This is a genomic window from Streptococcus equinus, assembly GCF_900104225.1.
GTDB classification, from domain to species: domain Bacteria; phylum Bacillota; class Bacilli; order Lactobacillales; family Streptococcaceae; genus Streptococcus; species Streptococcus equinus_D.
In genome coordinates this window covers 97,678-119,536 of the sequence record NZ_FNJK01000003.1, presented here as the reverse complement: position 1 = coordinate 119,536, position 21,859 = coordinate 97,678, and the positions used below count along the sequence as shown (strand labels likewise).

Annotated in this window: 19 protein-coding genes; 1 reads left to right on the top strand and 18 read right to left on the bottom strand. The window is 35.6% G+C overall.

The window, feature by feature from the left end:
• Positions 1–112: 112 nt before the first annotated feature.
• From BLP98_RS09410 to BLP98_RS05725, 3 genes are read right to left on the bottom strand one after another with little or no spacing between them, the layout of a single operon-like run.
• Positions 113–4,594 (bottom strand): SpaA isopeptide-forming pilin-related protein, encoded by a 4,482-nt coding sequence (locus tag BLP98_RS09410; RefSeq protein WP_159427430.1) that lies wholly within the window; start codon positions 4,592–4,594, stop codon positions 113–115.
• 34 nt (positions 4,595–4,628) lie between these two features.
• Positions 4,629–5,243, bottom strand: coding sequence for a signal peptidase I (gene lepB, locus BLP98_RS05730; RefSeq protein ID WP_074482338.1), 615 nt, complete (start codon positions 5,241–5,243; stop codon positions 4,629–4,631).
• A gap of 18 nt (positions 5,244–5,261) precedes the next feature.
• On the bottom strand, positions 5,262–5,540 hold the full coding sequence (locus BLP98_RS05725; protein ID WP_074482337.1) for a DNA repair protein: 279 nt from the start codon (positions 5,538–5,540) through the stop codon (positions 5,262–5,264).
• Between the two features lie 409 nt (positions 5,541–5,949).
• On the opposite strand from BLP98_RS05725, the gene BLP98_RS05720 reads away from it, so the two are divergent.
• Positions 5,950–6,561 (top strand): TetR/AcrR family transcriptional regulator, encoded by a 612-nt coding sequence (locus BLP98_RS05720; protein ID WP_074482336.1) that lies wholly within the window; start codon positions 5,950–5,952, stop codon positions 6,559–6,561.
• Between the two features lie 675 nt (positions 6,562–7,236).
• Here BLP98_RS05720 and nrdG read toward each other — a convergent pair.
• The 15 genes from nrdG to mutL all read right to left on the bottom strand — a co-directional run bounded on the left by nrdG (position 7,237) and on the right by mutL (position 21,822).
• On the bottom strand, positions 7,237–7,851 hold the full coding sequence (nrdG, locus tag BLP98_RS05715) for an anaerobic ribonucleoside-triphosphate reductase activating protein (protein WP_074482335.1): 615 nt from the start codon (positions 7,849–7,851) through the stop codon (positions 7,237–7,239).
• Between the two features lie 32 nt (positions 7,852–7,883).
• Entirely contained in the window at positions 7,884–8,387 is a 504-nt protein-coding gene (locus BLP98_RS05710) for a GNAT family N-acetyltransferase (protein ID WP_074482334.1), read from the bottom strand.
• Positions 8,388–8,398: 11 nt separating this feature from the next.
• A complete protein-coding gene (locus BLP98_RS09465; protein ID WP_165941999.1) occupies positions 8,399–8,545 on the bottom strand; it encodes a hypothetical protein in 147 nt (48 codons plus the stop codon).
• A 149-nt stretch (positions 8,546–8,694) separates the two neighbouring features.
• Entirely contained in the window at positions 8,695–10,920 is a 2,226-nt protein-coding gene (gene nrdD / locus BLP98_RS05705; RefSeq protein ID WP_074482333.1) for an anaerobic ribonucleoside-triphosphate reductase, read from the bottom strand.
• 100 nt (positions 10,921–11,020) lie between these two features.
• On the bottom strand, positions 11,021–12,595 hold the full coding sequence (locus BLP98_RS05700; protein WP_074482332.1) for a glycosyltransferase family protein: 1,575 nt from the start codon (positions 12,593–12,595) through the stop codon (positions 11,021–11,023).
• 295 nt (positions 12,596–12,890) lie between these two features.
• Complete coding sequence (locus BLP98_RS05695; protein ID WP_006531413.1) at positions 12,891–13,208, bottom strand: DUF1292 domain-containing protein; 318 nt, start codon at positions 13,206–13,208, stop codon at positions 12,891–12,893.
• A gap of 32 nt (positions 13,209–13,240) precedes the next feature.
• Positions 13,241–13,660, bottom strand: coding sequence for a Holliday junction resolvase RuvX (gene ruvX / locus BLP98_RS05690; RefSeq protein ID WP_074482331.1), 420 nt, complete (start codon positions 13,658–13,660; stop codon positions 13,241–13,243).
• A complete protein-coding gene (locus BLP98_RS05685; protein ID WP_003066890.1) occupies positions 13,657–13,926 on the bottom strand; it encodes an IreB family regulatory phosphoprotein in 270 nt (89 codons plus the stop codon). Before BLP98_RS05685 ends, ruvX begins: the two co-directional genes overlap by 4 nt.
• A gap of 239 nt (positions 13,927–14,165) precedes the next feature.
• Positions 14,166–14,564, bottom strand: a complete 399-nt coding sequence (gene spx, locus BLP98_RS05680; RefSeq protein ID WP_004233512.1) for a transcriptional regulator Spx — start codon at positions 14,562–14,564, stop codon at positions 14,166–14,168.
• A gap of 160 nt (positions 14,565–14,724) precedes the next feature.
• Positions 14,725–15,879, bottom strand: a complete 1,155-nt coding sequence (recA, locus tag BLP98_RS05675) for a recombinase RecA (RefSeq protein WP_074482330.1) — start codon at positions 15,877–15,879, stop codon at positions 14,725–14,727.
• A 49-nt stretch (positions 15,880–15,928) separates the two neighbouring features.
• Positions 15,929–17,188: a competence/damage-inducible protein A gene (locus BLP98_RS05670; protein ID WP_074482329.1), complete on the bottom strand. Its 1,260-nt coding sequence runs from the start codon at positions 17,186–17,188 to the stop codon at positions 15,929–15,931.
• Positions 17,189–17,285: 97 nt separating this feature from the next.
• Positions 17,286–18,497: an MFS transporter gene (locus BLP98_RS05665; RefSeq protein ID WP_074482328.1), complete on the bottom strand. Its 1,212-nt coding sequence runs from the start codon at positions 18,495–18,497 to the stop codon at positions 17,286–17,288.
• A 205-nt stretch (positions 18,498–18,702) separates the two neighbouring features.
• Complete coding sequence (locus BLP98_RS05660; protein ID WP_074482327.1) at positions 18,703–19,254, bottom strand: DNA-3-methyladenine glycosylase I; 552 nt, start codon at positions 19,252–19,254, stop codon at positions 18,703–18,705.
• A 29-nt stretch (positions 19,255–19,283) separates the two neighbouring features.
• Positions 19,284–19,877: a Holliday junction branch migration protein RuvA gene (gene ruvA, locus BLP98_RS05655; protein WP_074482326.1), complete on the bottom strand. Its 594-nt coding sequence runs from the start codon at positions 19,875–19,877 to the stop codon at positions 19,284–19,286.
• Position 19,878: 1 nt separating this feature from the next.
• On the bottom strand, positions 19,879–21,822 hold the full coding sequence (mutL, locus tag BLP98_RS05650; RefSeq protein WP_074482325.1) for a DNA mismatch repair endonuclease MutL: 1,944 nt from the start codon (positions 21,820–21,822) through the stop codon (positions 19,879–19,881).
• Positions 21,823–21,859: the final 37 nt, after the last annotated feature.

Here is a 21,859-nt window from a genome sequence, read left to right as displayed (position 1 = left end):
TCCTTCTTTCTTTTTAAACCAAAAATTAAATTGTGTAAACTCCAAAATTGAAGTTACAACCTAAATCCTTACAGTAGTGAATCAGGCATCACCACCTTTACCGAAAATACTATCATTCGGAGTCACCTCCTCTTTGATAATTCTTGTAACTTTTTAGGAGGATTAATCCTAAGGAAAGTAGGGCAAGACCAGCGCCAATCATATAGTGCATCTTCACACCAATACCACCCGTCTCAGGCAATTCATATTGCTTCTGAGCTTTATTTTTAATGGTAATCTGACCATCCTCAGAATCCGTAGCCATCTCAGCCGGATTTTTAGAAGCCTTAGAACCATCATAATAACTAGTATCATAGCCAGGAACAGCTTGTTCACGAATATAGTAACTATAATCTACCTTATTACCACAAGCATCTTTACCAGAAACTGGTAAATCCTTGTACATTCGTGTCCAATTATCAGCATGAGTCAATGTCTCACCAGACTTATAAACTGTCTCAGTTGATTGACCACACTCATTTGTTGCCACCTGTATCATGTCATAGGTAATCGAACCATCCGAACGGTCAGTCTTGCTACCATCAGATTTTAGCCATTCTTTCTTAACGGTTAAGTTGGTTTGCTTGATTTTTTTATTTTCAACATAAATCGAAGCACCAGTCTTGGCTAAGTTAACAGCTCCATATACCTTTTTATAATAATCATCATAAGCATCACATTCATTTGGAGAGTAGTAGAAATAATGCTTTTCTGGATTTTCTGGTAATTCATAACCAGGTGGAGCAAAGGTTTCTTTGAAGTAATAGGCTTGATTATCTTCAAAGTTTTCTTTTGGATCTGTCCAACCTACTGTAATCCGTCCAAGAATTGGAACATAAACTTGGTAACATTTACCTGGTTCCAACAAGGTTTTTGAAATTGAAATATGCCCATTTGCATCACTGACATATTCACCAACTACTTCGTCATTACGGTCATCACAATCACCATCAGCCTTATAAACCGTAAATACCGCACCTTCAAGCCCTTTTCCGTAGTTGTTTGAATCAACTTTATCAATAGTGTAAGCATGCTCAGTATCAATACCAGCATCTGTTCCCACTCTTTGCCATGCTACCTCGGTTGTCGTGTCAGTTGAACCAGACTTGACACCAGATAAGGTTGCTGTGTTCTTAGACCAGTAGCTTGCTTGATATTCTGGATTTTGTTTCGTTACAACATAATCATATTTCAGTGTGTATGCTGTTGAATCTTTCAAATCAACTGTCAAAGTACTTGTTAGATTGCCGTAGCCATCATCTGTCGATGACACTTTCCAAGACCACTCGCTAGAGGGAACTTCTTGATTGCTATCGGCATAATAAAGTTTAACAGAACTTTGACTCAAAGCAATTGAAATATCTGTTCCATAAATGCTTAGAACATCTGTCAAAGTTAATTTATCACTACCTTCAACCAAGTCATCAGCATTAGGGTTAATAGATAAACTATAATGCAAATCACGATGACTATTATCCCAACTACCAGTCTTAGTAATTGGTTTTACAGCTTCACTATTTTTACCAAAAGTAACAATTTGTGTTTGACTATCTGAGCCATAATCTTTATTACCGTCTACAAGAACAGAAACCGTGTTAGTCAAAGTATCTGTCACCTTTTTACCTGCTTCGGGTAACTTATCGTAGGCTGTAGTAAAGGTTAGCCAGAAATCATTATTGCCACCAATACTTTCCTTTATGGTTCTACCATCAGTTGTTGAAAAGTTCAACGTAACAACATTATCAGCTGAGATGCTACCATCAACTTTCATATTAGCAGCTCCCCAATCATCCTGGTTGGTTGCGGCTGAAATGGTTTTATCTGAAATTGTTGCAGTCGTTTGACTCCAGTGACGTCCAAAGACCAAACCCGTCAAATGAACACCTTTTGGCAAAGTATCCGTCACTGTCATGTTTTTAGCATCATCACTTAGATTAACTTTAACTTTCCAAGTCACGACACCATCAGTACTAGTCTTTTTAGTTGTTGCGTGATTTTCATCACCATCCATTTTGATAACATTTGGATTATCTGTATGATGATATTTAGCTTGACTAGAATGATCGGCTGAACTAATCGTATTCCAAAAATCAAGATTAGCTCCACCATTTAACTTAGCAGTCGAGTTGTAAGAAATGATAACATTTTTACTTGATTTGAAATCTGAGGTCAAAATAATTTGAAATTCTGTGTACTTAGCATTGTCATCCAAATCTTCATAGTTTGTATAACCGCCCCAGTTTTTAGCCCGAGCTTCCAAAGTAAACTTGCCTGAACCAAAAACTTTAACCAGATTTTGATACAAATCTTGCAGTTGAGCTTTTGTATACCAGTGAACTTCAGAATTTTGATTATAAGGGTCTGTCAAAATATCTCTGAAATTTGTTCCCTTTTCAATCACACCACTACTTGGCATAATGATTTTAGTTTGCCAACTAAGTATTTTGACATCTGTATCCGATGTATCGGCTTCTCCAAGTGAGGTTTTTTCAAAATCTCCATCACCAGGAACCGAAGGACTGTCAGAAGCTGAAGTCTGATCATTTTTAGTATCAGTATTACCATCATCATCTAGGATGACGGTATTTTTTATAGCTTTTTTATTCCAACTTGAATTTTTAGCATCTGTTGTATAAGTAATCGTATAAGATTTGCGATTAGGATTACCGGTAAACTTAATGTAATCAATTTTACCTTTACTGTCATAGTAAATATGATAGCCTTTATTTTCTGGCGAAATCTTTAAATCTTGTGCATCTTTTAAGAAATCATCTTTCAAGATTGCGCCATAAATATTATTGCCATCTGGATTTACAGTGATAGTCCAAGTAATTTTACCAGTTGATTTATCATATTTACCAGTCTTCTTAACATCATTAAGTTTTAAAGTAACACTTGTACTACTACTTGATTCACGTTTATCTTGGTCATCTTTAGAAACTGCATTTACTGTATTATTGGCTTGAACCGTTTTACCAGCTGACAAGCCATTAATCTTGTAACGATAAGTGATAGTGTAAAAATGACCAATTGGATTGCCGCTACTATCCGTTCCACCAGTGACTAGTTGTGGAAGTGTCAATGACCATTTCTTATTAGCTTTATCAAAACTTGGCTTAGCATATACATTCTCAGTAGCTGTCACTTGATTAGAATCACCGGTATAAGTTGATTTTGTAATGGATACATTATCCACATCAGCTATCGAAATATCTGATGCAGTTAAAACATCTGATAAATCAATATTACCTGGCGTTCCATATTTAGAATCTATCTTAACCGTATAGGTGATATACGGCGTATCGCCATCGTAAGATACCTGACCTGTCTTGGTTGCCGATAAATCATAATTTTTTGTAATCTTATCCGATGGGATTTGAACAGTTACATTATCAGAGTACTTGATTGTGTAATCATCATGATTGTTCTTATGAGTTAAACCAAAAACTGCTTCATAATCAATATAACCTGTCGACTGAACACCCTGTCCCATACTAGCAACATAGCTATCCAAAAATGTAATCAACAAATAATACTTGCCAGTCTTGTCATCTTTTTTGAACTGATAATTAAAAGCATCAGTATTATTGCTATCACGTCCGGTATATTCAGTGCCTAATTTAAGATCCTTGCCGATTGCTGTATCGTCCGGTAATGCTAAATAGTAATGTTTTTCTTTAGCAACATCCTTTTGGTTAATCTTAAAATCTAAATGCAACAAGACACTTAATAATTTTGTGGATAAGTCTTTTTGAGCTGATTTTTCATCATAACTGTATCCTGTCAAATAATCTGCAAAATCAGCATAAGTAACTCCTGCTAGGGTGTATGTTGAAAACGTATTTGATTTAAAATCAACACTTTCGACGGCTCCGTCACCAGTTTCTTTGATGTCTGTATCTGTCGATTCAGTCAAATCTTGAACTTGGTTGACATCGTTATCCACAAAGTGATACAACTTCCAACCAGCTTGTTTGTCGTCGGTTGTGGATAAGTCATTCTTAAAGGCCATTGAAACCTTAACCTCTTTGCTTGGTTCAACTTCCTTGCCATCATCTGTGACAAATGAAATGTCGTAAGAATGTGCTTGTGACAAGCTTTGTTTGCTTTCACTTAGTAGTGATGTCAATTTGTTATCAATGGCATTGGTATCAGCAACAGGACTTACCTTTAGTTGAACAGGTTCTGAAAATGTATTTCCCTCATAAGTTACAGTCACCGTCATATCTGACGTTTCAGCACTCAGAGTACCTGCTGCTGTCATATCCTTTTTTTCTTGATTTGACTCAGTCGAACTGGCTTGTGAAGAAGCTTCTGTCTGGTTACTTGCTTTTTGGGAATCATCCGTCGTGGACTCCACTTGAGATGTTGCTCCTTCTGATGATTGAAAAACGGATGAACTATTTCCCGTACTAATCGTTAGGGCTGGTAATATCAGTAAATAGGTGGTACAGAAAACAACTACCAGTGATAGTGCCAAAGCAATCTTTGCAATGATACTATCGTGGACCCGCTTTTTTACTAAAATTGCTAACCTTGCCCATAGCTTTAACATTGGAACTCCTTTCTAAACATAATTTGTTAGCTCTTTAATCGATTGTCCCCATACGAGGAAGGGGCCAAATCCTAAAACTTAGTTTCCCAACTAACTGTTCTTCGTCTACCACACCAACAGCTTTATTACGTGAGTCGATAGAAACTTTTCGGTGATCTCCCATCACGAAGTACTTGCCATCTGGTACTTGATAAGGTAAGTCGATATTGGTTTCTCCGTAATCTTTTTCACCTTTTTGTAAATAAGGCTCTTTGATTTTCTTTCCGTCAACATAGACATTACCTTTTTTGTCAATGTTGACCCATTGGCCTGATGTTGCAATAACACGCTTTACCAAAACCTTGTTATTATAATAAAATGCCACAACATCACCCTGTTTCAAATGTTTCTTGCTAACAGAAACTACCATATCTCCAGCCTTCAAAGTCGGAGTCATTGAATTTCCGTAGATTTGTAAAACAGGTAACCAAATTGTTGCAACAAGTACAGCCAAAGCTGCTACTGTCACTAAGGTAAAAACTGTGCTGCGTAGAGTTCGAATATAGCGTTCACGATATTTAATTTTTCCTAGTTCTTTTGAAAGCTCCTCGGCTTTTGGTAAATCGGATAAATTAATTTTCTGTGATTTTTTTTCAACTATTGGTTTCATGTTAAAAATCTCAGCCTCTTACGCTTCATCATCTACATTCTTTTTGGCGTCTGCCATACGCTTAACGTTATAAAGATACGTATCCGCTGCTGCCTGTGCTTCTTCAAAAACTTTACTGATAGCAAGGGCAGCTTCAGCAATTGAGCCAGCATCTGAAACTTGCAGCTCACGACGCTCAAGCTTACCTTCAAGTTCTTTTACTTGATCTTGAAGTTCTTCAATTTCTTTAGCTTGTTCTACAAGCAGCTCAAATAAATCTGAACGACGAAGTTTTCTTAATTGTTTAGCATCAAGCACATTAGGACCTCCTCTTAGTATTCCCTTTCACATAAAACTCACATAAATCTTAATGTATATTTATTCTTATTCTGAAAAAATAAAGATAAAATAAACATTTTTTCATTTTGTCGTTTTATATATCTAGGTGTTTTGGAGAACATTATAATATTTTTTTGCGATTTTGAAAAGGGATTTTGTGTAAGTGATACTTTTTTTAAACTTTTGTATCCTAGTTCTAATTTTCTTAATATTTTGTCCTCTATCACTGTTAGAAAAGCTAACAATGATAACTTTTTTAAGTAAAACGTTATCATAATCGTAGGATTGATGTAGCTTAATTTTTAGGTTTATGTTACAATGCTAAATTGATTAGGTATAATTTTTTGTCTTTTCAGAAATATTACATCATTCAAGTAGGGGATTGTTTATGAAAAATTTATCAAAAAAACAACACCAAGTCTTAGAGACTAAACACCGTTTATCAAAAGCCCTTTATCTACTGATTACTGAACGACATTATGACAAAATCACTATCTATCATATCCTTGACAAAGCTGCTATTTCACGACGCACATTTTATCGCTACTTTGATGACAAAGCCGATTTAATGGATTTCTGTTTAGATAACTTTGTTAAAGGTTATTATCTACAGCGAGATAATTTTATCTTAGCGGAGAGTGCAGAGGACGTTTTCTTAGTCACTTTGAATTTTATGTATTCGAATAAAGCTTTTATTTCATCACTTGTTGAAAGTGGCCACTTTTCATTACTAACAGAAAAATTCAATCAAAAATCTGCACAGATTTACAAAACCATCAATCTCCCCTGGTGTGTTGATGATACTGTAGATAGCAACATTGATTACATCTCAAAAGGTTTATTTGGTGCCTATCTTAACATCCTACAATTTTGGTTAACTAAAGATGAGCCTGAAGAACCCGAACTTATTGCCAAAAATCTATCCCTTCTTTTTAATTCTATTCCTAGTTACTTCAATGCTCCCTCAGAAGAACAAACAAAGATAAGAAACAAAAGATAGGGGTATTTATTTTTAAAATTTTTTGTAATGATTTAATGACATACTCCCATGTCTCTAAATCCTGTTGCTTTATTTCCTTTCTTGACACTTTCTTTCATAAAGTTGACAAGAAAACCGCTAACATTGACAGATTTACCGTTTCCATTTTGCTATAAGTTGACACATTGATATTTTAATTGACAGTTTTTTGACACTTATTAATCACAGTTAACTGTAAGGATTAGTAAGTTATCCACAAAAAATATTAATCAATAAGCTCTAAAGTCAACTTAATCGTTCAGTTAAGCAAACCTGCTCTATGTATTTTTTTCTTGTGTTCCCGTAAAAGTAGGTCTCAATGACCTTAAATAGATAAAAAGTCGGTAAAACTATTGTCTTACTGACTTTTTTGCATGAAATTTTCAAATCAATCACGCATTTTTTATAAAAAAAAGTAAAATAGCATGAAAATTCTCCCATTTTTACACAATTTGTTAACAGTTATTCACAACTTGTGGATAAGTGTGGTTATATACTGGGGATAACTTGTGTATAATTCAGCTATAAATCCCTTTATACCAAGTTTTAAGAGCTATCCACATTTTAAAAAAAACAGCTGTTAATAACTTCCATTTTTAGCAAAATTTTCCTCAAAAAAGTAGCTGATTCTTGAAAATCAGCTACTTTTTTCCACATTTATAGTAAATCATCGCGGCTAACCTGTTCAAATTTTTGATCACCATCATTTAATTTATCCCAAATAATAACTTCTCCCGCTTTCAATGACTTTTGAACATCAATGATACGTTGATTACTTGACCCACGAAATTGTAACATCAAATTTTTCTTAGTTATATCAAAACGACCATCTACTAAAATATCAATTAAGCTAAGCATTTCTAACTTATCTGGGGTTTCTTGCATCATTTCTTCCCAAGTATAACCCGTCCAAGACCAAATATCCTTCTCAGGAAGTTCTCGACGCACGCGCTTAATTAATGGTAAGAGAAATCCTGTGTTTAAGAACGGTTCTCCACCAAGAAGCGTTAGCCCTTGAACATATGGTTGTGCCAAATCAGCCATAATTTGCTCTTCTAGCTCTTGGGTATAAGGTTGCCCTGCTTTAAATGACCATGTAGCAGCATTATAGCATCCTTTACAATGAAACATACAACCTGATACATAAAGCGAATTACGAACCCCTTCACCATCAACAAAATTAAAGGCTTTATAGTCAATAACACGACCTTGGCTTAATTCTTCTGATTTCCATTCACGGGGTTTAGGAGTATTCCAGTTTTTTTCTTCCATACTAGCCTTCTTTCTGTCCTAATTTCCCTTGATTACTCATTTAGAGTTATCCAATAGCGTTCAACAGTATTTTGAATATCTTCTAGTTTACCACCATTTGCTAATATCACCTTACGACTAGCAGGATTGTCTTCGTGGCATGTCACTAGAGCAGTTTTGATATTTTTCTTTTTAGCTTCTAACAAACCTAATCGCAACTGCTCTTTAGCATACCCTTTACGGCGTTCAGATGGACGAATAGAATAACCAATATGTCCACCTTGTTTTAAAAGATTTTCATTTAAACGTAGACGTAAATGCAAAAATCCCAAAGCTCTGCCATCATCAGAAAAAGAGACAAATTGAACAGCCGGAACAAAAGTTTCTGGAACATTAATTCCCATTTCACTTAGACGATTGTCCTCAATCCACTCTTCGTAATTGAAGTTATCCACATCCCAAAAACCACCATCATGAGCAGACTTACTCACTTCAAAGTCTTTCATCATGTCCATAACAGCTGCTTTATCTGATAATTCAGGTCTTCGTAATTGCATAAACCTACCTCTTATTTACTTTTCTTCTTAGCTTTTTCTAAAAATTGAGCTTTTAGCTGATTTACACGCGCTTTTTTGTCAGATTTCACGTTCGAATTTTTTTCGTGAAAACGTTCAACTTGTTGCATGCCTTTATAATCTAATTGATATTTTCCCACAATTTTTTCCTTTCTTCAAATGTTTATCAATATAATAAAGAAGCTGGGACGAATGTCTCCAGCTTCAATATGTCGTGAAACTGTCTAAACTATTATTGGTCAATCATTGACCTTTTTAAATCTTCAAAGTTATTGAAGAAAACTAATGATTAACAACTTTTATCCTTGTGCATACGGTAGTCACCTGGATTTTTAATAGTTGATCCGTTCATGTGTTTAACACGAGCAGAAATTTCTTTGTGACGACCATTAACCATTGGACGAGCTTGAGGATTACCAAGATATCCGCAAGTACGTTTAACAACATCTACTGATTTTGGATCGCTGTTACCACAGTTTGGACAAACGAAACCACGTTCTGTTGGTGTGAAGTCCCCTTCAAATCCACACTTATAACAACGGTCGATTGGTGTATTTGTACCAAGGTATCCGACACGTGTATAAGCATAGTCCCAAACAGCTTCTAGAGCTTTCGGATTTTGTTGAAGAACTGGGTATTCACAATAGTGAATGAATCCACCTGTTGCACCAGCTTCTGGGTAAACTTTTTCAAAATCAAGTTTTTCAAATGGTGTTGGATTCTTACGAACATCATAGTGGAATGAGTTTGTATAGTATTCTTTATCAGTGATATCTTTAACAATACCAAATTTCTTAGTATCAAGACGGCAGAAACGGTCAGTCAAACTTTCAGATGGTGTTGAATAGATTGAGAAGTGATAATCATATTCATCTGACCACTCAACACAGTAATCTTTCATTTTACGGATGATGTCAACTGTGAATTCTTTAGCTTCAGGATTTGTTTCCCATTCTGGGCCAAAGAAGACTGTTCCGACTTCGTAAAGTCCGATGTAACCAAGTGATACTGTCGCACGGCGGTGACGGAAAAGTTCATCAACGTTATCATATTTACCAAGACGTTTACCAAAAGCACCATATTGGTAAAGGATTGGAGCATTTGCTGGAGTAGCTTCTTTCACACGTTCAACACGGTAAACAAGCGCATCTTTACAAATTCCCATACGTTCGTTGAAAATTTCCCAGAATTTATCCATATCACCATTTGATTCCATGGCAATACGAGGAAGGTTAACAGTAACAACACCAAGGTTCATACGACCTGAGTTAACTTCGACACCATTTTCATCTTTCCAACCTTGAAGGAATGAACGACATCCCATTGGGGCTTTAAATGAACCAGTCAACTCAACGATTTTATCGTATGAAAGAACATCTGGATACATACGTTTTGTGGCACATTCCAAAGCTAATTGTTTGATGTCATAGTTTGGTGTACCTTCTTCAAGGTTAAGACCACTCTTCAAAGTAAAGATAAGTTTAGGGAAAATAGCTGTACGATGTTCGCTACCTAAACCTTTGATACGGATTTCAAGAATTGCTTTTTGAATTTCACGTTCAAACCAATTTGTACCAAGACCAAAACCAAGTGATGTAAATGGTGTTTGACCATTTGATGTAAACAAAGTATTGATTTCGTATTCAAGACTTTGCATAGCATCGTAAATATCTTTTTTAGTTTTTGTACGTGCGTAATCTTCACGACGATCTTCAGCAACCCATTCATTAGCATCTTTCAAATGTTTTTGGTAATTAAGTTCAGCATATGGTGCCAAAAATTCATCGATACGGTCAGCTGTACATCCACCGTATTGGCTTGAAGCAACGTTAGCAATGATTTGTGAAATTTGTGCTGTTGCTGTTTGGATTGATTTTGGACTTTCAACTTCAGCATTACCAATCTTAAAGCCGTTACCCAACATTCCCTTGAAGTCAATCAAACAACAGTTTGTCATTGGAGTATATGGGCTGTAATCAAGGTCATGGAAGTGAATGTCACCTTTTTGGTGAGCATTGGCAACGTGAGCTGGCAACATTTTAAGACCAATTGATTTACCAACAATACCAGCTGTCAAATCACGTTGTGTATTGAAGACTTCACTATCTTTGTTAGCGTTTTCATTAACGACGGTTTGATCTTTGTTCAAAAGTTTATCAATAGAAAAATTGATATCTGTCGCTTGTGAACGTGCGAAGTCACGTTTTGTACGATAATTAATATATTCTTGAGCAATTGCGTATTCATTAGCTTCTAAAAGTTCATGCTCAACGATATTTTGAATTTCATAAATTTTAACATTGTCTTTGAAGCGATCAAAAATTTCAGCAATGATATTATCTGAAATAGATTCCAATTTTGCTTCAACAACTGGTGACATTTTTGTCACATTATTGCTTGCTTTAACCAAAGCATTATAAATTTTATCTGAATCAAAGTTTACAGAACGTCCATCGCGTTTGATAACTTTTACAGTAGGTTGAGCAGCAATTTTTTCTTTTTCTAATGTAATCATATGAACACTCCTTCTTACTCGTCTATTATAACACGGGACAAAAAAAAATCAATATCTTGTGGTCACTTTTTTTGGTAACCACAAGATATTGCGTTTTTCTTTATTTTTTGTGATAGACGGTAAAGCCTGTAATACCGCCGATTTGGACCTCTTCATAGTTAGAAGAAAAATTCTTTTTTAGTGAATCAGAAATTTTTTGATCCTTGTTGACCACAATATATGACCCTAGATTTTGTAGCAATTCATCTTCTAAGACTTTTTCATTAGCAGATTTCGTTGTGTTAACAACTGGCGAAGTGAATTGTGAGCTACTTGACAATTGGCTATCAATACCAATTTTAGATGAATCATCCCAAACATAAATAGTATCATCTTTTGATGCTTCTTTTTCGAGATAGCTTGCAATACTTGTACGTTCACTGTTTAGATTAGCTGATAGGACTGTATGTACCAAAGTTTGCCCAACACCAAACACAAGCACTAAAATTGGTAAATAAAAATGACGTTTGAGATAAAGACCAAAGCTTCCAGCATTATCTGAAGTTTTTCTACGGCGATGCGATGTTTTTGTCAAACTACGCTTATATTGTTCTCCCAAAACCATAGCTGTCAATAATAAACCAAAAGGTATTACTGCCAATAAATTATAGAATTGGTAACTTTGTGTGAATAAATCCATGGCAAAGAAAACAAGAAATACTAGGAAAATAAGCCATTTTGATACCTTATCTTCACCTTTGATTACTTTACCAAATGACAAAGCGCCTAATAAAAGTCCAGATGCTAAAGCCAAGACAACTTGGAACAATAAAGTTAAAATCAAATTGCCATCACTAGTTGCAAAATTAGTGAATTGATAAACAATAGCTTGTGAAATATATGGTGATAACACTTGAGCATTCAAAATGAAGTATCCCGCTGTGTAGAACACCAAAATAGTTCCAAAAATGATACACAATAATTGGTAGAAACCACGCGCAAAATGTTTTTGTTTTAAGTTAAATACAATGATTGTTAGGAAAGAAAGCACCCAGAACACCAAAGTACGAGGTTCTAAAAGCATTGCTGCTGCGCCAGCAAATCCATATAAAATAAAGGCTTCATCCTTGATAATATCGGCAAAATATTTTGTTAAAAACCATAATGAAACCATAACAAAAGGCATTGCAAATTGAATAGGGTATAAACCACCAAAGCCAAGAGCAACATTAAGTAGATAGAAAACGCCGCTAAAGGCAACAGCAACACGTTGACTATCTATAAAATAGTTAACTAATTTATAGAAATAAATTCCTGATAAATAAAAAGTAACAATTTGAATTGGAACTAACCATAGAGTAGAACCAAGAATGTAAGCCAAAGCAATCACTGCATAATAGAGGAAACCACCTGTCGCAAACATATCCGTAAATGGAAGATGCCCTTGAGCAAACATTGATCCAATATAAAGATTTTGTGATTGTAGACTATTTGCCATATCGGTAAACATAGGTACAGCTACTGATAAACAGCTTACTACAACACTCAGCAACAAAATATATAATTTATGAGGTTGTGGCACTTTTGTTCGTCTAGAAGGTTCTAGATGACTGCTAACTTCACCGAATTTACGAGATGAGCGACTGTATGATGACACAGCAGTCTGATCTACATTTACTTGTTCTGATGTATTCACTTAATTTCTCCTTGAATTGTCTTACTCTAAGTATAACAGAAACTAATCATTAGTCAATTTGTTAAGGATAACACAATAAGCTAAAATTTCCCTAAAACAGTGATATGGCTTGTTTTGATAGCGTTTTAGGAAATCATTTTCCTCTTCGCTTAAATGACTATTTTTCTCCATAAAATGTCCCCCTTTAATTTACTTATTCGTAAAAATAAAAAGGAGGCATTTTTGACTTCCTTAGTATTATCCTATCTATGAAAAAAGAGATTAGGAATAACTCCTAATCTCTCGTCTTACAAACTTAGTCTTCATCTAAGAAGCTGTTGAAAACTTCTTCAATCATATCCCATTCAGCATCTGAGTCTTCAGGGATTGGTTGAAGGTCACCTTCAGTACCATCTTCATTTTCTGTGAATGAGTAAGCTTGAATTTCAATTTGACCTTGTTCGTCTTCTTCAGCACCAGCTGGTACCAAAAGAACATAGTTTTTACCGAATTCTTCGCGACCATCAATTGTCAAAAGAATTTCAAAAAGTGTTTCATTACCTTGTTCATCTACAAGTGTAATAACTTCATGCTCGTGATCATGGTTATGATCGTGGTTATGGTTATGTGCCATAATTGTCTCCTTTAAATGAATTAATGATTAGATTAAAACATTCTATCTAAATAATTTTGCAAAATAAGCTGTGCAGCTAATTTGTCGATAACTTTTTTACGCTTACCACGACTAACGTCAGCCTGCTCTACTAACATGCGTTCTGCTTGAACAGTTGTTAAACGTTCATCTTGATAATCTACTGGAATATTGAAAAGTTCCGCAATCTGGTCACCATAGGCCTTACTTGCTTCTACACGAGGTCCTTCAGTATTGTTCATGTTTTTAGGTAGACCAACCACAAACTTATCAACTCTATACTGTTTAACTAACTCTCCAAGTCTTTCAAAGCCAAATTCGCCAGCTTCTTCATCGATTTTAATAATTTCTACGCCTTGCGCTGTAAAACCAAGTGGGTCGCTAATTGCCACACCAACAGTCTTCGAGCCGACATCTAGTCCCATGATTCTCATTTCAAGTCAATTCCATTTCCTTTGAGATAATAGCGGACAAGCTCTTCAACAATTTCGTCACGTTCGTATTTACGAATTTGATTTCTTGCATCATTGTAACGAGGCACATAAGCAGGGTCACCACTTAGAACATAACCTACAATCTGATTGATTGGGTTATAACCTTTTTCATCAAGAGAGCGATAAACCGTTGTTAAAGTTTCACTAATTTCTTTCTTGTTGCTATCGTCTAAATTAAAGCGTACAGTTTCATCTGTAAATCCCATACTTACACCTTCTTTCTAAATAGCTGTCATCAATTATTATAGCTTATTCACTAAGATTTCACAAGAATCTGACTTTATTTAACCAAAGTTTATTTTGATTTCAAATACATTTCAGAAAAAATTGTTATAAAAGCTGACACAAATAGCATGTAACCTTTTTCAAATTTTTAATATATTTTCCAAAAATAGGAAGATAAAAAAGACCCAAATTGAGCCTTTTTCTACTATATAAATAACATTTATAAAGCTGCGCGCAAACGAGCTTCTGCATTCTCCACGTTACGAATAGAGCGTGGCAAGAAAGCACGGATATCATCTTCTTTATACCCAACTTGGAGACGTTTATCATCAATCAAGATTGGGCTCTTTAAGATACGTGGATTAGCTTGAATGAGATCAATAACCTCACTTAGGCTTAATTCCTCAATATCGCAGTCAAGTGCTTTTGCATAACGGTTTTTAGATGAAACAATACTTTCAATACCGTTTTCTGTTTTTGTTAATATCGCTAAGATTTCTTCTCGTGATAGTGGTTCTTTTCCTAAATTCTGTTCTTTATAAGGGAGCTGATGAGCGTTGAGCCATGTTTTGGCTTTCTTACAGCTTGTACAACTTGAAATTGTGTAAATTTTAATCATGTGCACTCTCACTTTCTATCCCATGATAGTTGTATTATAGCACACATACACAGTGGAACACATGGGACCTAAGACCTATTTTTCTAAAAAGTCAATTAAAAAGATTGCTTTTTTTGTAAGAAAAAAGAAGCTGATACAGCTTCCTTTTATATTTTCCCTTTTATTCTTCGATTTCGATAGCATCATCCAAATCAAGGACAACTTCATCTACTTTTTCAGTCGCTGCGGCTTTTTCATCAGCAAGATTTGCAGCTTTTTCATCTTCAGTTTCTTCAACCAATCCGTAGTGAACACGAACTTTGTGATCAATTTCATCAAAAATTTCTGGATGATCAGCTAAATATTTCTTAGCATTTTCAGAACCTTGACCAATTTTTTCACCATTGTAAGAGAACCAAGCTCCAGCTTTTTTAATGATGTCCAAATCACTAGCGATTTTAATCAATTCACCTGTACGTGAAATACCTTCACCATACATAATTTCCACTTCAGCAGTTTTAAATGGTGGAGCAACTTTGTTTTTAACCACTTTGATTTTAGTTTCTTTACCAATGTTGCTATCTTTTTGGTCACCAGTACCTTTAATTTGTGTGTTTCCTCGCACGTCAAGACGAACTGAAGAATAGAATTTAAGGGCACGACCACCAGGTGTTGTTTCTGGGTTACCGAACATAACCCCAACTTTTTCACGCAATTGGTTAATAAAGATGGCGATTGTTTTTGTTTTATTGATAGATGCTGAAAGTTTACGCATGGCTTGACTCATCATACGAGCTTGTAAACCAACGTGGTTATCACCAATATCACCATCAATTTCGGCACGTGGAACAAGAGCTGCAACTGAGTCGACAACAACAAGATCAACAGCTCCTGAATCAATCAATTTTCCAGCGATTTCAAGACCTTGTTCACCTGAGTCTGGTTGTGACAAAAGCAATTCATCAATATTGACACCAAGAGCTGCGGCGTAAGCTGGATCAAGGGCATGTTCAGCATCGATGAAGGCTGCGATACCACCTTCTTTTTGAGCTTGCGCTACGGCATGAAGAGCTACTGTTGTTTTACCTGAACTTTCAGGACCATAGATTTCAATGATACGTCCTTTAGGATAACCACCTGCTCCAAGAGCAATATCAAGAGCCAAGCTACCTGAACTCATCACTTGAACTTTTTGTTCAGCACGCTCACCCAAGCGCATAACAGCTCCCTTACCAAAATCTTTTTCAATTAATTTCAAAGCATCATCAAGTGCTTTTTTACGCTCATCACCAAATTTCTTCGTGATAGCTTCTGTTTTCTTTGTCTTTTTAGCCAAATTTTTCCCTTTCTGTTTGTTCGAGATACTAGCTTTATTATAGCAAATTTTAATCTTGTAATAAAGCTTGACGTACTAGGTTAAAAGCATACAAACATGCAATATGACGGACATCTGAACGACTTCGTCCACCTATAACAACACGAATAGAATGAACTTTTTTTCTAGTAGCAATACCTATGAAAACTGTACCTGCTGGTTGACCTTCTAAGCTATCTGGACCAGCGACCCCTGTTAAACCAATACCAAAATCAGCATCTGTTAATAAACGTGATTGCTCTGCCATTTTTTCAGCTGTAAAGTGACTAACAACACCATGTTCTTGCAACTCTTCGAGTGGAATCTGAAGCATTTTAGATTTTTCTTCAATACTATAAGTCACAAAACCACCGTTAAAGACTGCTGAAGAACCTGGAAAATCAGCAATACTTGATTGAAATAACCCTGCTGTTAAACTTTCTGCAGCTGTGATAGTCTTTTGTTTTTGCTTAAGTAAGTCAAAAACAACACGCGCCATGCTGTTATCATCGCCGTAACCATAAAGAAGATTTTCAAGTGGGATACTATTTAAGGTTTTCTTTGAAAGAATTTTATGCTCTAAGTCATCTAATTTTGCTTTAGCTGACTTAATATCATCTGCTTTTGTTGACAAACGAAGGGTTACCTCCCCTGTCTTAGCATAAGGAGCAATGGTTGGATCTGTTTGGTTATCAATCAAATCTGACAAAACTGTCACTAGTTGACTTTCACCAATTCCAAAGAATCGCAAAACACGAGAGTAAAGCTGCTTGTGATCACTAGATAACAAAGGTACTAAATAATCCCAAACCATTGGTTTAAGTTCACTTGGTGGTCCAGGAAGAACAACATAAGTAACACTGTTAACTTCTATCACACCACCAACAGCTAAACCAGTGCTATTTTGTAAAGGTGTAGATCCTTCAATCAATTGAGCTTGACGTTCATTGTTAGCTGTTCTTGCAAATTGTGGACGTGTGGCAAAGAACTCATCTAGACGTTTACTTGCCTTTTCATCAAAAACCAAGTTACGCCCTAAATATTTTGCCAAAGTTTGTTTTGTTAAATCATCCTCAGTTGGTCCTAAGCCACCGCACAAAACAACTAAATCACTACGCTTACTTGCCAAATCAATAATTGACAAAAGACGTTCTTCATTATCTCCAACAGCTGTTTGGAAAAAGACATCAATACCAAATTTTGCAAATTCTTCTGATAAGAACTGTGCATTAGTATTTGTGATTTGTCCTGTTAAGATTTCTGTCCCAACAGCAATAATCTCAGCTTTCATATTTGCCACCTACTTATCTATTCGTAATTTAGTTTTATTCTATCAAAAAATATGGAAAATGAATGACTTTTTGCGATAAAGCATCCGTTTCCCCTTATCATTTGTTGTCAACTTTCTTTACAGAAGTGTCAACCTTTGCTTTTTTCATAAAAAATACTGCTAAAACTGCTAATAAAAGTAAGGAAGTCATGAAATTAATAGTCATAACCATCTCGACTGCTGTTATTTTCACCATAAAACTCAAGACACATAATAAAAGAATACTGCCGATTCGACTGACTGTTGATTTAAATGAAACCAATGATGAAATATTCTCAATCGACACCATCTTATTAAACTGATAATTTAAGATAAACTCAATAACGTAAAAAACAAAAATAAAGATAAAATAAGCTGATAAAAAGATACCTAAGTGACTTGAAAAGAAAGTCAAAGGGAGAAAAATAATTAAAGGACTCCATTTAATAATTCCTTTATATTTCTTAATACCCTCAATATTGATTGAATAAGAAAATAGTGTAATCACTTGAAAAGCAATATAAAAGGCAGGGAAATAATGACTACTAATCCCCTTGCTTAAGAAAAATGACTGCCATAATTGAAAATGTGTTTGAAAGAAAATCTGACTTAAGAAATCAAAAATCAGAATTAAGCTCAAGCGTGGTTGCTTGCGCAGTTCCTTAAAGCTGTTCCTAATCTGATTTTTTAGTACACTAACATGAAGCTCTTGTAAATCAGTAGATTTTGTTCTTTCTCTAAATAAGAAAAAGCTAATCAGAGTCGAAGCTACTAAGAAAACAGTTCCTAATACATAAATGTTGATGCCAATAAACTGATAAAGAATTCCACCTAAACTACTCCCAAGAAGTAAACCAACAATTTCTAAACGATTGCTAAGAGCTAAAAATCTTTGAAGCTCATTTTCACGACCAGCTAACTTCAATTGATTAATAATGTAAGCATCAAGAGTCCCACTATCCAAAGCAGCAGCTATTCCATAACAAAACCATGCTAAAAAAATCAGATAAAAATTACTACTAAAAAGCACAATCAAAAACATGACTATCAAGAAGACCTTTGATAGACTATAAAGATTTTTCCGAGAATAATTATCTGCTAACAAGCCACTTGGAAATTCAAACAAGACAATCGCAATGCTATAAGCTGATTGAATCAGCAAGATTTGTGACAAGGTCAACCCTTTGGCTAGTAAAATAACTGTCAAAATCGAGTGCGGCATAGAATAAGCCACCGTTACTAAAAAATTCGATAAAAAATAGACAAAAGTATTTCTAGTCATTTGCTTCATAATCCCACCTGCCCTTGCTTATTTTTTCCTTCCAAAATACTCTAATTTACAAGCAATGTAAAGTGCTATTTGCTATATTCCATCAGCATTACACGTTCATTCTATTCACAGTCTGTCAACTAAAATTGTCACCTGTTGACAAACGTGTCAACTTTTCTTATTTAACAAAAAATCATCTGGAAATAACTTTCCAGATGACCATCAACTATCTAAAATCACAATCAATTTCATGATCGTTTACTAAACCAGCTGCTTGGAGGAAAGAATATGCGCACACTGGCCCAACAAATTTGAACCCACGCTTTTTTAAATCTTTAGAAAGTCTTTCAGACAAAGGCGTGCTAGCTGGAAAGGTCGCATAATCCTCCACCTCATTAACAAGAGGCGTAAAATCAACCCACTCCCATAGGTAGCGATCAAATGAACCAAATTCTTCCTGAACCTTGATAAAAGCCTGAGCATTTGCCCTAGTCGCATAAATCTTACGACGATTTCTCACAATAGCTGAATTTGTAAGTAAACCATCAAGTTCATCATCAGTCATCTGAGCAACTTTTTGAATATCATAATGATGAAAAGCCTCGTTAAAAGCCTGTCGTTTATTAAGTACAATCTCCCACGATAGACCAGCTTGATAGGTTTCAAGACATAAAAGCTCAAATAGTTTACAATCATCGTGAAGTGGTTTGCCCCACTCGTCATCGTGATAAGCGACATATAAAGGATTACTTTCCTTCACCCAACTACAACGTTTCATGTGAAACATCTCCTAAAAATCCTTGATAATCAGCCTTTCATCAGCATCTTAAGGCTTGATTTAATGTATTGTTCTGCAGTTTCATTTGTTCCTTCAAAGAACTTGCGAATTTTCTTAAGCTCTGCTGCTTTGTAACCAAGCGCCAATAAAGCTTCCATGGCTTCTTCAAGTTGCTCGTTAGCAACTGTTTTTGTCTGAGAAGCTTTGCCATTTTCTACAGAAACATCGACAAATTTTCCAGCCAAATCCAAAATCATTTGTTGAGCAGTTTTTTTACCAATTTTTGGGAATTTCATCAAATATTTGATATCACTTGTATCAATGGCATTGACCAAGCCCTCATTATCATCTACCGCAATGATGGCTAGCGCAGTTGTCGGACCAATCCCAGAAACCGAAATCAAATTGAGAAAGACTGCTTTTTCATCTTCTGTGTGAAACCCAAATAACAATTGAGCATCTTCACGCACCACTTGGTGAAGATAAACTTGCACCTCTTGGTTCATCAAATCTGAAAAACTATAAGGGTTGGCAACGTTAATAATATAGCCCAAACCACCTGCTTCGACAACAATATATTTAGCTGTGATTTTGGTTAATTTTCCTTTGATATAATCGTACATTCTAGTATTTTCCTAACTCTCTTAAACTTGTGTGATTTTCTTGAATACGACGGAACATTTTTTCCATGTCTGACTTGGTAAAGTTGACAAGTACTGGGCGTCCGTGTGGACAGTTATAAGGATTTTTACAGTGAGATAATTGCACTATCAACTGACGTGCTGAATAATCATCCAGTGTGTGATTAGCCTTGATTGATCGTTTACATGACATCATAATAGCCAGTTCGGCACGGTATTTTTTCACTGATACTTCATTTGTCAACAACAACATGTCACACATTTCATAAACAGCTGTCTCAATTTCCTCTTCTTTCATCCAAATAGGATGCTCACGGAGAATAAAAGTATTGTTACCATATGGTTCCAAATTAATCCCAACTTTATTCAACAGCTCCATTTTTTCTTGTAGCTTAATAAAATCAGCTCCTGAAAATTCAAATAAATATGGCATCAGAAGTTGTTGAAGAGAGTCATCAACTTCTCCAATTTTATCGCGATAATACTCATATTTAACACGTTCTTGCGCCGCATGCTGGTCAATAATATAAAGGCCACCATTTCCTTGTGCAAACAGATAAGTCCCGTGCATTTGACCGAAATATTCTAATTCTGGGAAAGTCGATGCTTCTTCAGTATCAAGACTTTCAATCATCTTATTGAGTTTGCTTTTATTTTTAAAATCAAGCTCATCGTGGTCATCAGCCCTCTGGTGTTCTACAGTTGAGCGCTGTGCAAATTTCACCGATGACTGATTGTCAACTTCCTTGACAGGAGTGTCAACCTCATTAAACAGCTGTACAGGTTGCTCTTCAACCGTATCTGATTTTACAAAGAAATCATGACATTCTTTATCATAGTAAAGATCAGTTTGTTTCAACGGCAAGCTCGTTTGCTCTGGTTTTGAAAAACCACGAGTGCTTGACTTAGCTAGATTTTCCAGTGCATCTGGTATCAAATCTTGCTCACGCAAACTCTCTGCAATTGCAGAGCTGATTAAGCTCATCAACTCTTTTTCTTTTGAGATACGGACTTCTTGCTTCGTCGGGTGAACATTGACATCGGCAAGGTAAGGGTCAATCTGGATGTCAATGACAGCAATCGGAAAACGCCCAACCATCAATTTTGAACCGTAGCCATCTAAAATAGCACGATTAAGCAAAAAGTTTTTAATGTAACGACCATTGATTAAAATGGTGATGTAATTGCGATTTGCACGCGTCAATTCTGGCAAACTGATGTATCCAGAGACTTCAAAATCAAGATCAGCATTCGAAATCTCAATCATTTTCTTAGCCGTATTCAAGCCATAAATCCCTGCAATGGCTTGGCGCAAATCTCCTGTACCAGAAGTTGTTGTCATTTGACGGCCATCATTAATCAAAGTAAAGGCAATTTCTGGGTGTGCTAAACTCAAACGATTAACCACATCCACAATATGAGCTAACTCTGATTGAAGACTCTTCATGTATTTAAGACGAGCAGGTGTGTTGTAAAAAAGATTTTCAACCGTAATTTTTGTTCCGACCGGTGTTGAAATCGGTTCTTGTGTTTCGATTTCGCCACCTTTAGCCACCAAGAGAGTTCCATAATTTTCATCAGCCGTCGATGTTTTTACCGTAAAGTGGCTAATAGAAGCAATTGAGGGAATGGCTTCACCACGAAATCCCAAAGTTCTAATTCGAAAAAGATCAGCTTGACTTTTAATCTTGCTGGTAGCATGGCGATGTAAACTAAGAGCCACATCTTCTTGAGCAATTCCTTCACCATTATCAGTCACTTGAATCTTCTTGAGACCAGATTCTTCGATTTCAATGGTAATTTGACTACTGCCAGCATCAATCGAATTTTCTACCAATTCTTTCACAACACTGGCTGGTCGTTCGATAACTTCACCAGCAGCAATTTGGTTGGCCAAAACTTCTGGCAACTCAATAATTTTACTCATAATTTATCTGATAGAAATGCTGTTTCAAGCTAGCATT

Excerpts from the sequence above, each read along its gene's own strand:
- BLP98_RS09410 (WP_159427430.1), bottom strand. The coding sequence starts at position 4,594 with ATGTTAAAGCTATGGGCAAGGTTAGCAATTTTAGTAAAAAAGCGGGTC.
- lepB (WP_074482338.1), bottom strand. The coding sequence starts at position 5,243 with ATGAAACCAATAGTTGAAAAAAAATCACAGAAAATTAATTTATCCGAT.
- BLP98_RS05720 (WP_074482336.1), top strand. The coding sequence starts at position 5,950 with ATGAAAAATTTATCAAAAAAACAACACCAAGTCTTAGAGACTAAACAC.
- nrdG (WP_074482335.1), bottom strand. The coding sequence starts at position 7,851 with ATGGAAGAAAAAAACTGGAATACTCCTAAACCCCGTGAATGGAAATCA.
- BLP98_RS05710 (WP_074482334.1), bottom strand. The coding sequence starts at position 8,387 with ATGCAATTACGAAGACCTGAATTATCAGATAAAGCAGCTGTTATGGAC.
- nrdD (WP_074482333.1), bottom strand. The coding sequence starts at position 10,920 with ATGATTACATTAGAAAAAGAAAAAATTGCTGCTCAACCTACTGTAAAA.
- BLP98_RS05695 (WP_006531413.1), bottom strand. The coding sequence starts at position 13,208 with ATGGCACATAACCATAACCACGATCATAACCATGATCACGAGCATGAA.
- ruvX (WP_074482331.1), bottom strand. The coding sequence starts at position 13,660 with ATGAGAATCATGGGACTAGATGTCGGCTCGAAGACTGTTGGTGTGGCA.
- BLP98_RS05685 (WP_003066890.1), bottom strand. The coding sequence starts at position 13,926 with ATGGGATTTACAGATGAAACTGTACGCTTTAATTTAGACGATAGCAAC.
- spx (WP_004233512.1), bottom strand. The coding sequence starts at position 14,564 with ATGATTAAAATTTACACAATTTCAAGTTGTACAAGCTGTAAGAAAGCC.
- BLP98_RS05670 (WP_074482329.1), bottom strand. The coding sequence starts at position 17,188 with ATGAAAGCTGAGATTATTGCTGTTGGGACAGAAATCTTAACAGGACAA.
- BLP98_RS05665 (WP_074482328.1), bottom strand. The coding sequence starts at position 18,497 with ATGAAGCAAATGACTAGAAATACTTTTGTCTATTTTTTATCGAATTTT.
- BLP98_RS05660 (WP_074482327.1), bottom strand. The coding sequence starts at position 19,254 with ATGAAACGTTGTAGTTGGGTGAAGGAAAGTAATCCTTTATATGTCGCT.
- ruvA (WP_074482326.1), bottom strand. The coding sequence starts at position 19,877 with ATGTACGATTATATCAAAGGAAAATTAACCAAAATCACAGCTAAATAT.
- mutL (WP_074482325.1), bottom strand. The coding sequence starts at position 21,822 with ATGAGTAAAATTATTGAGTTGCCAGAAGTTTTGGCCAACCAAATTGCT.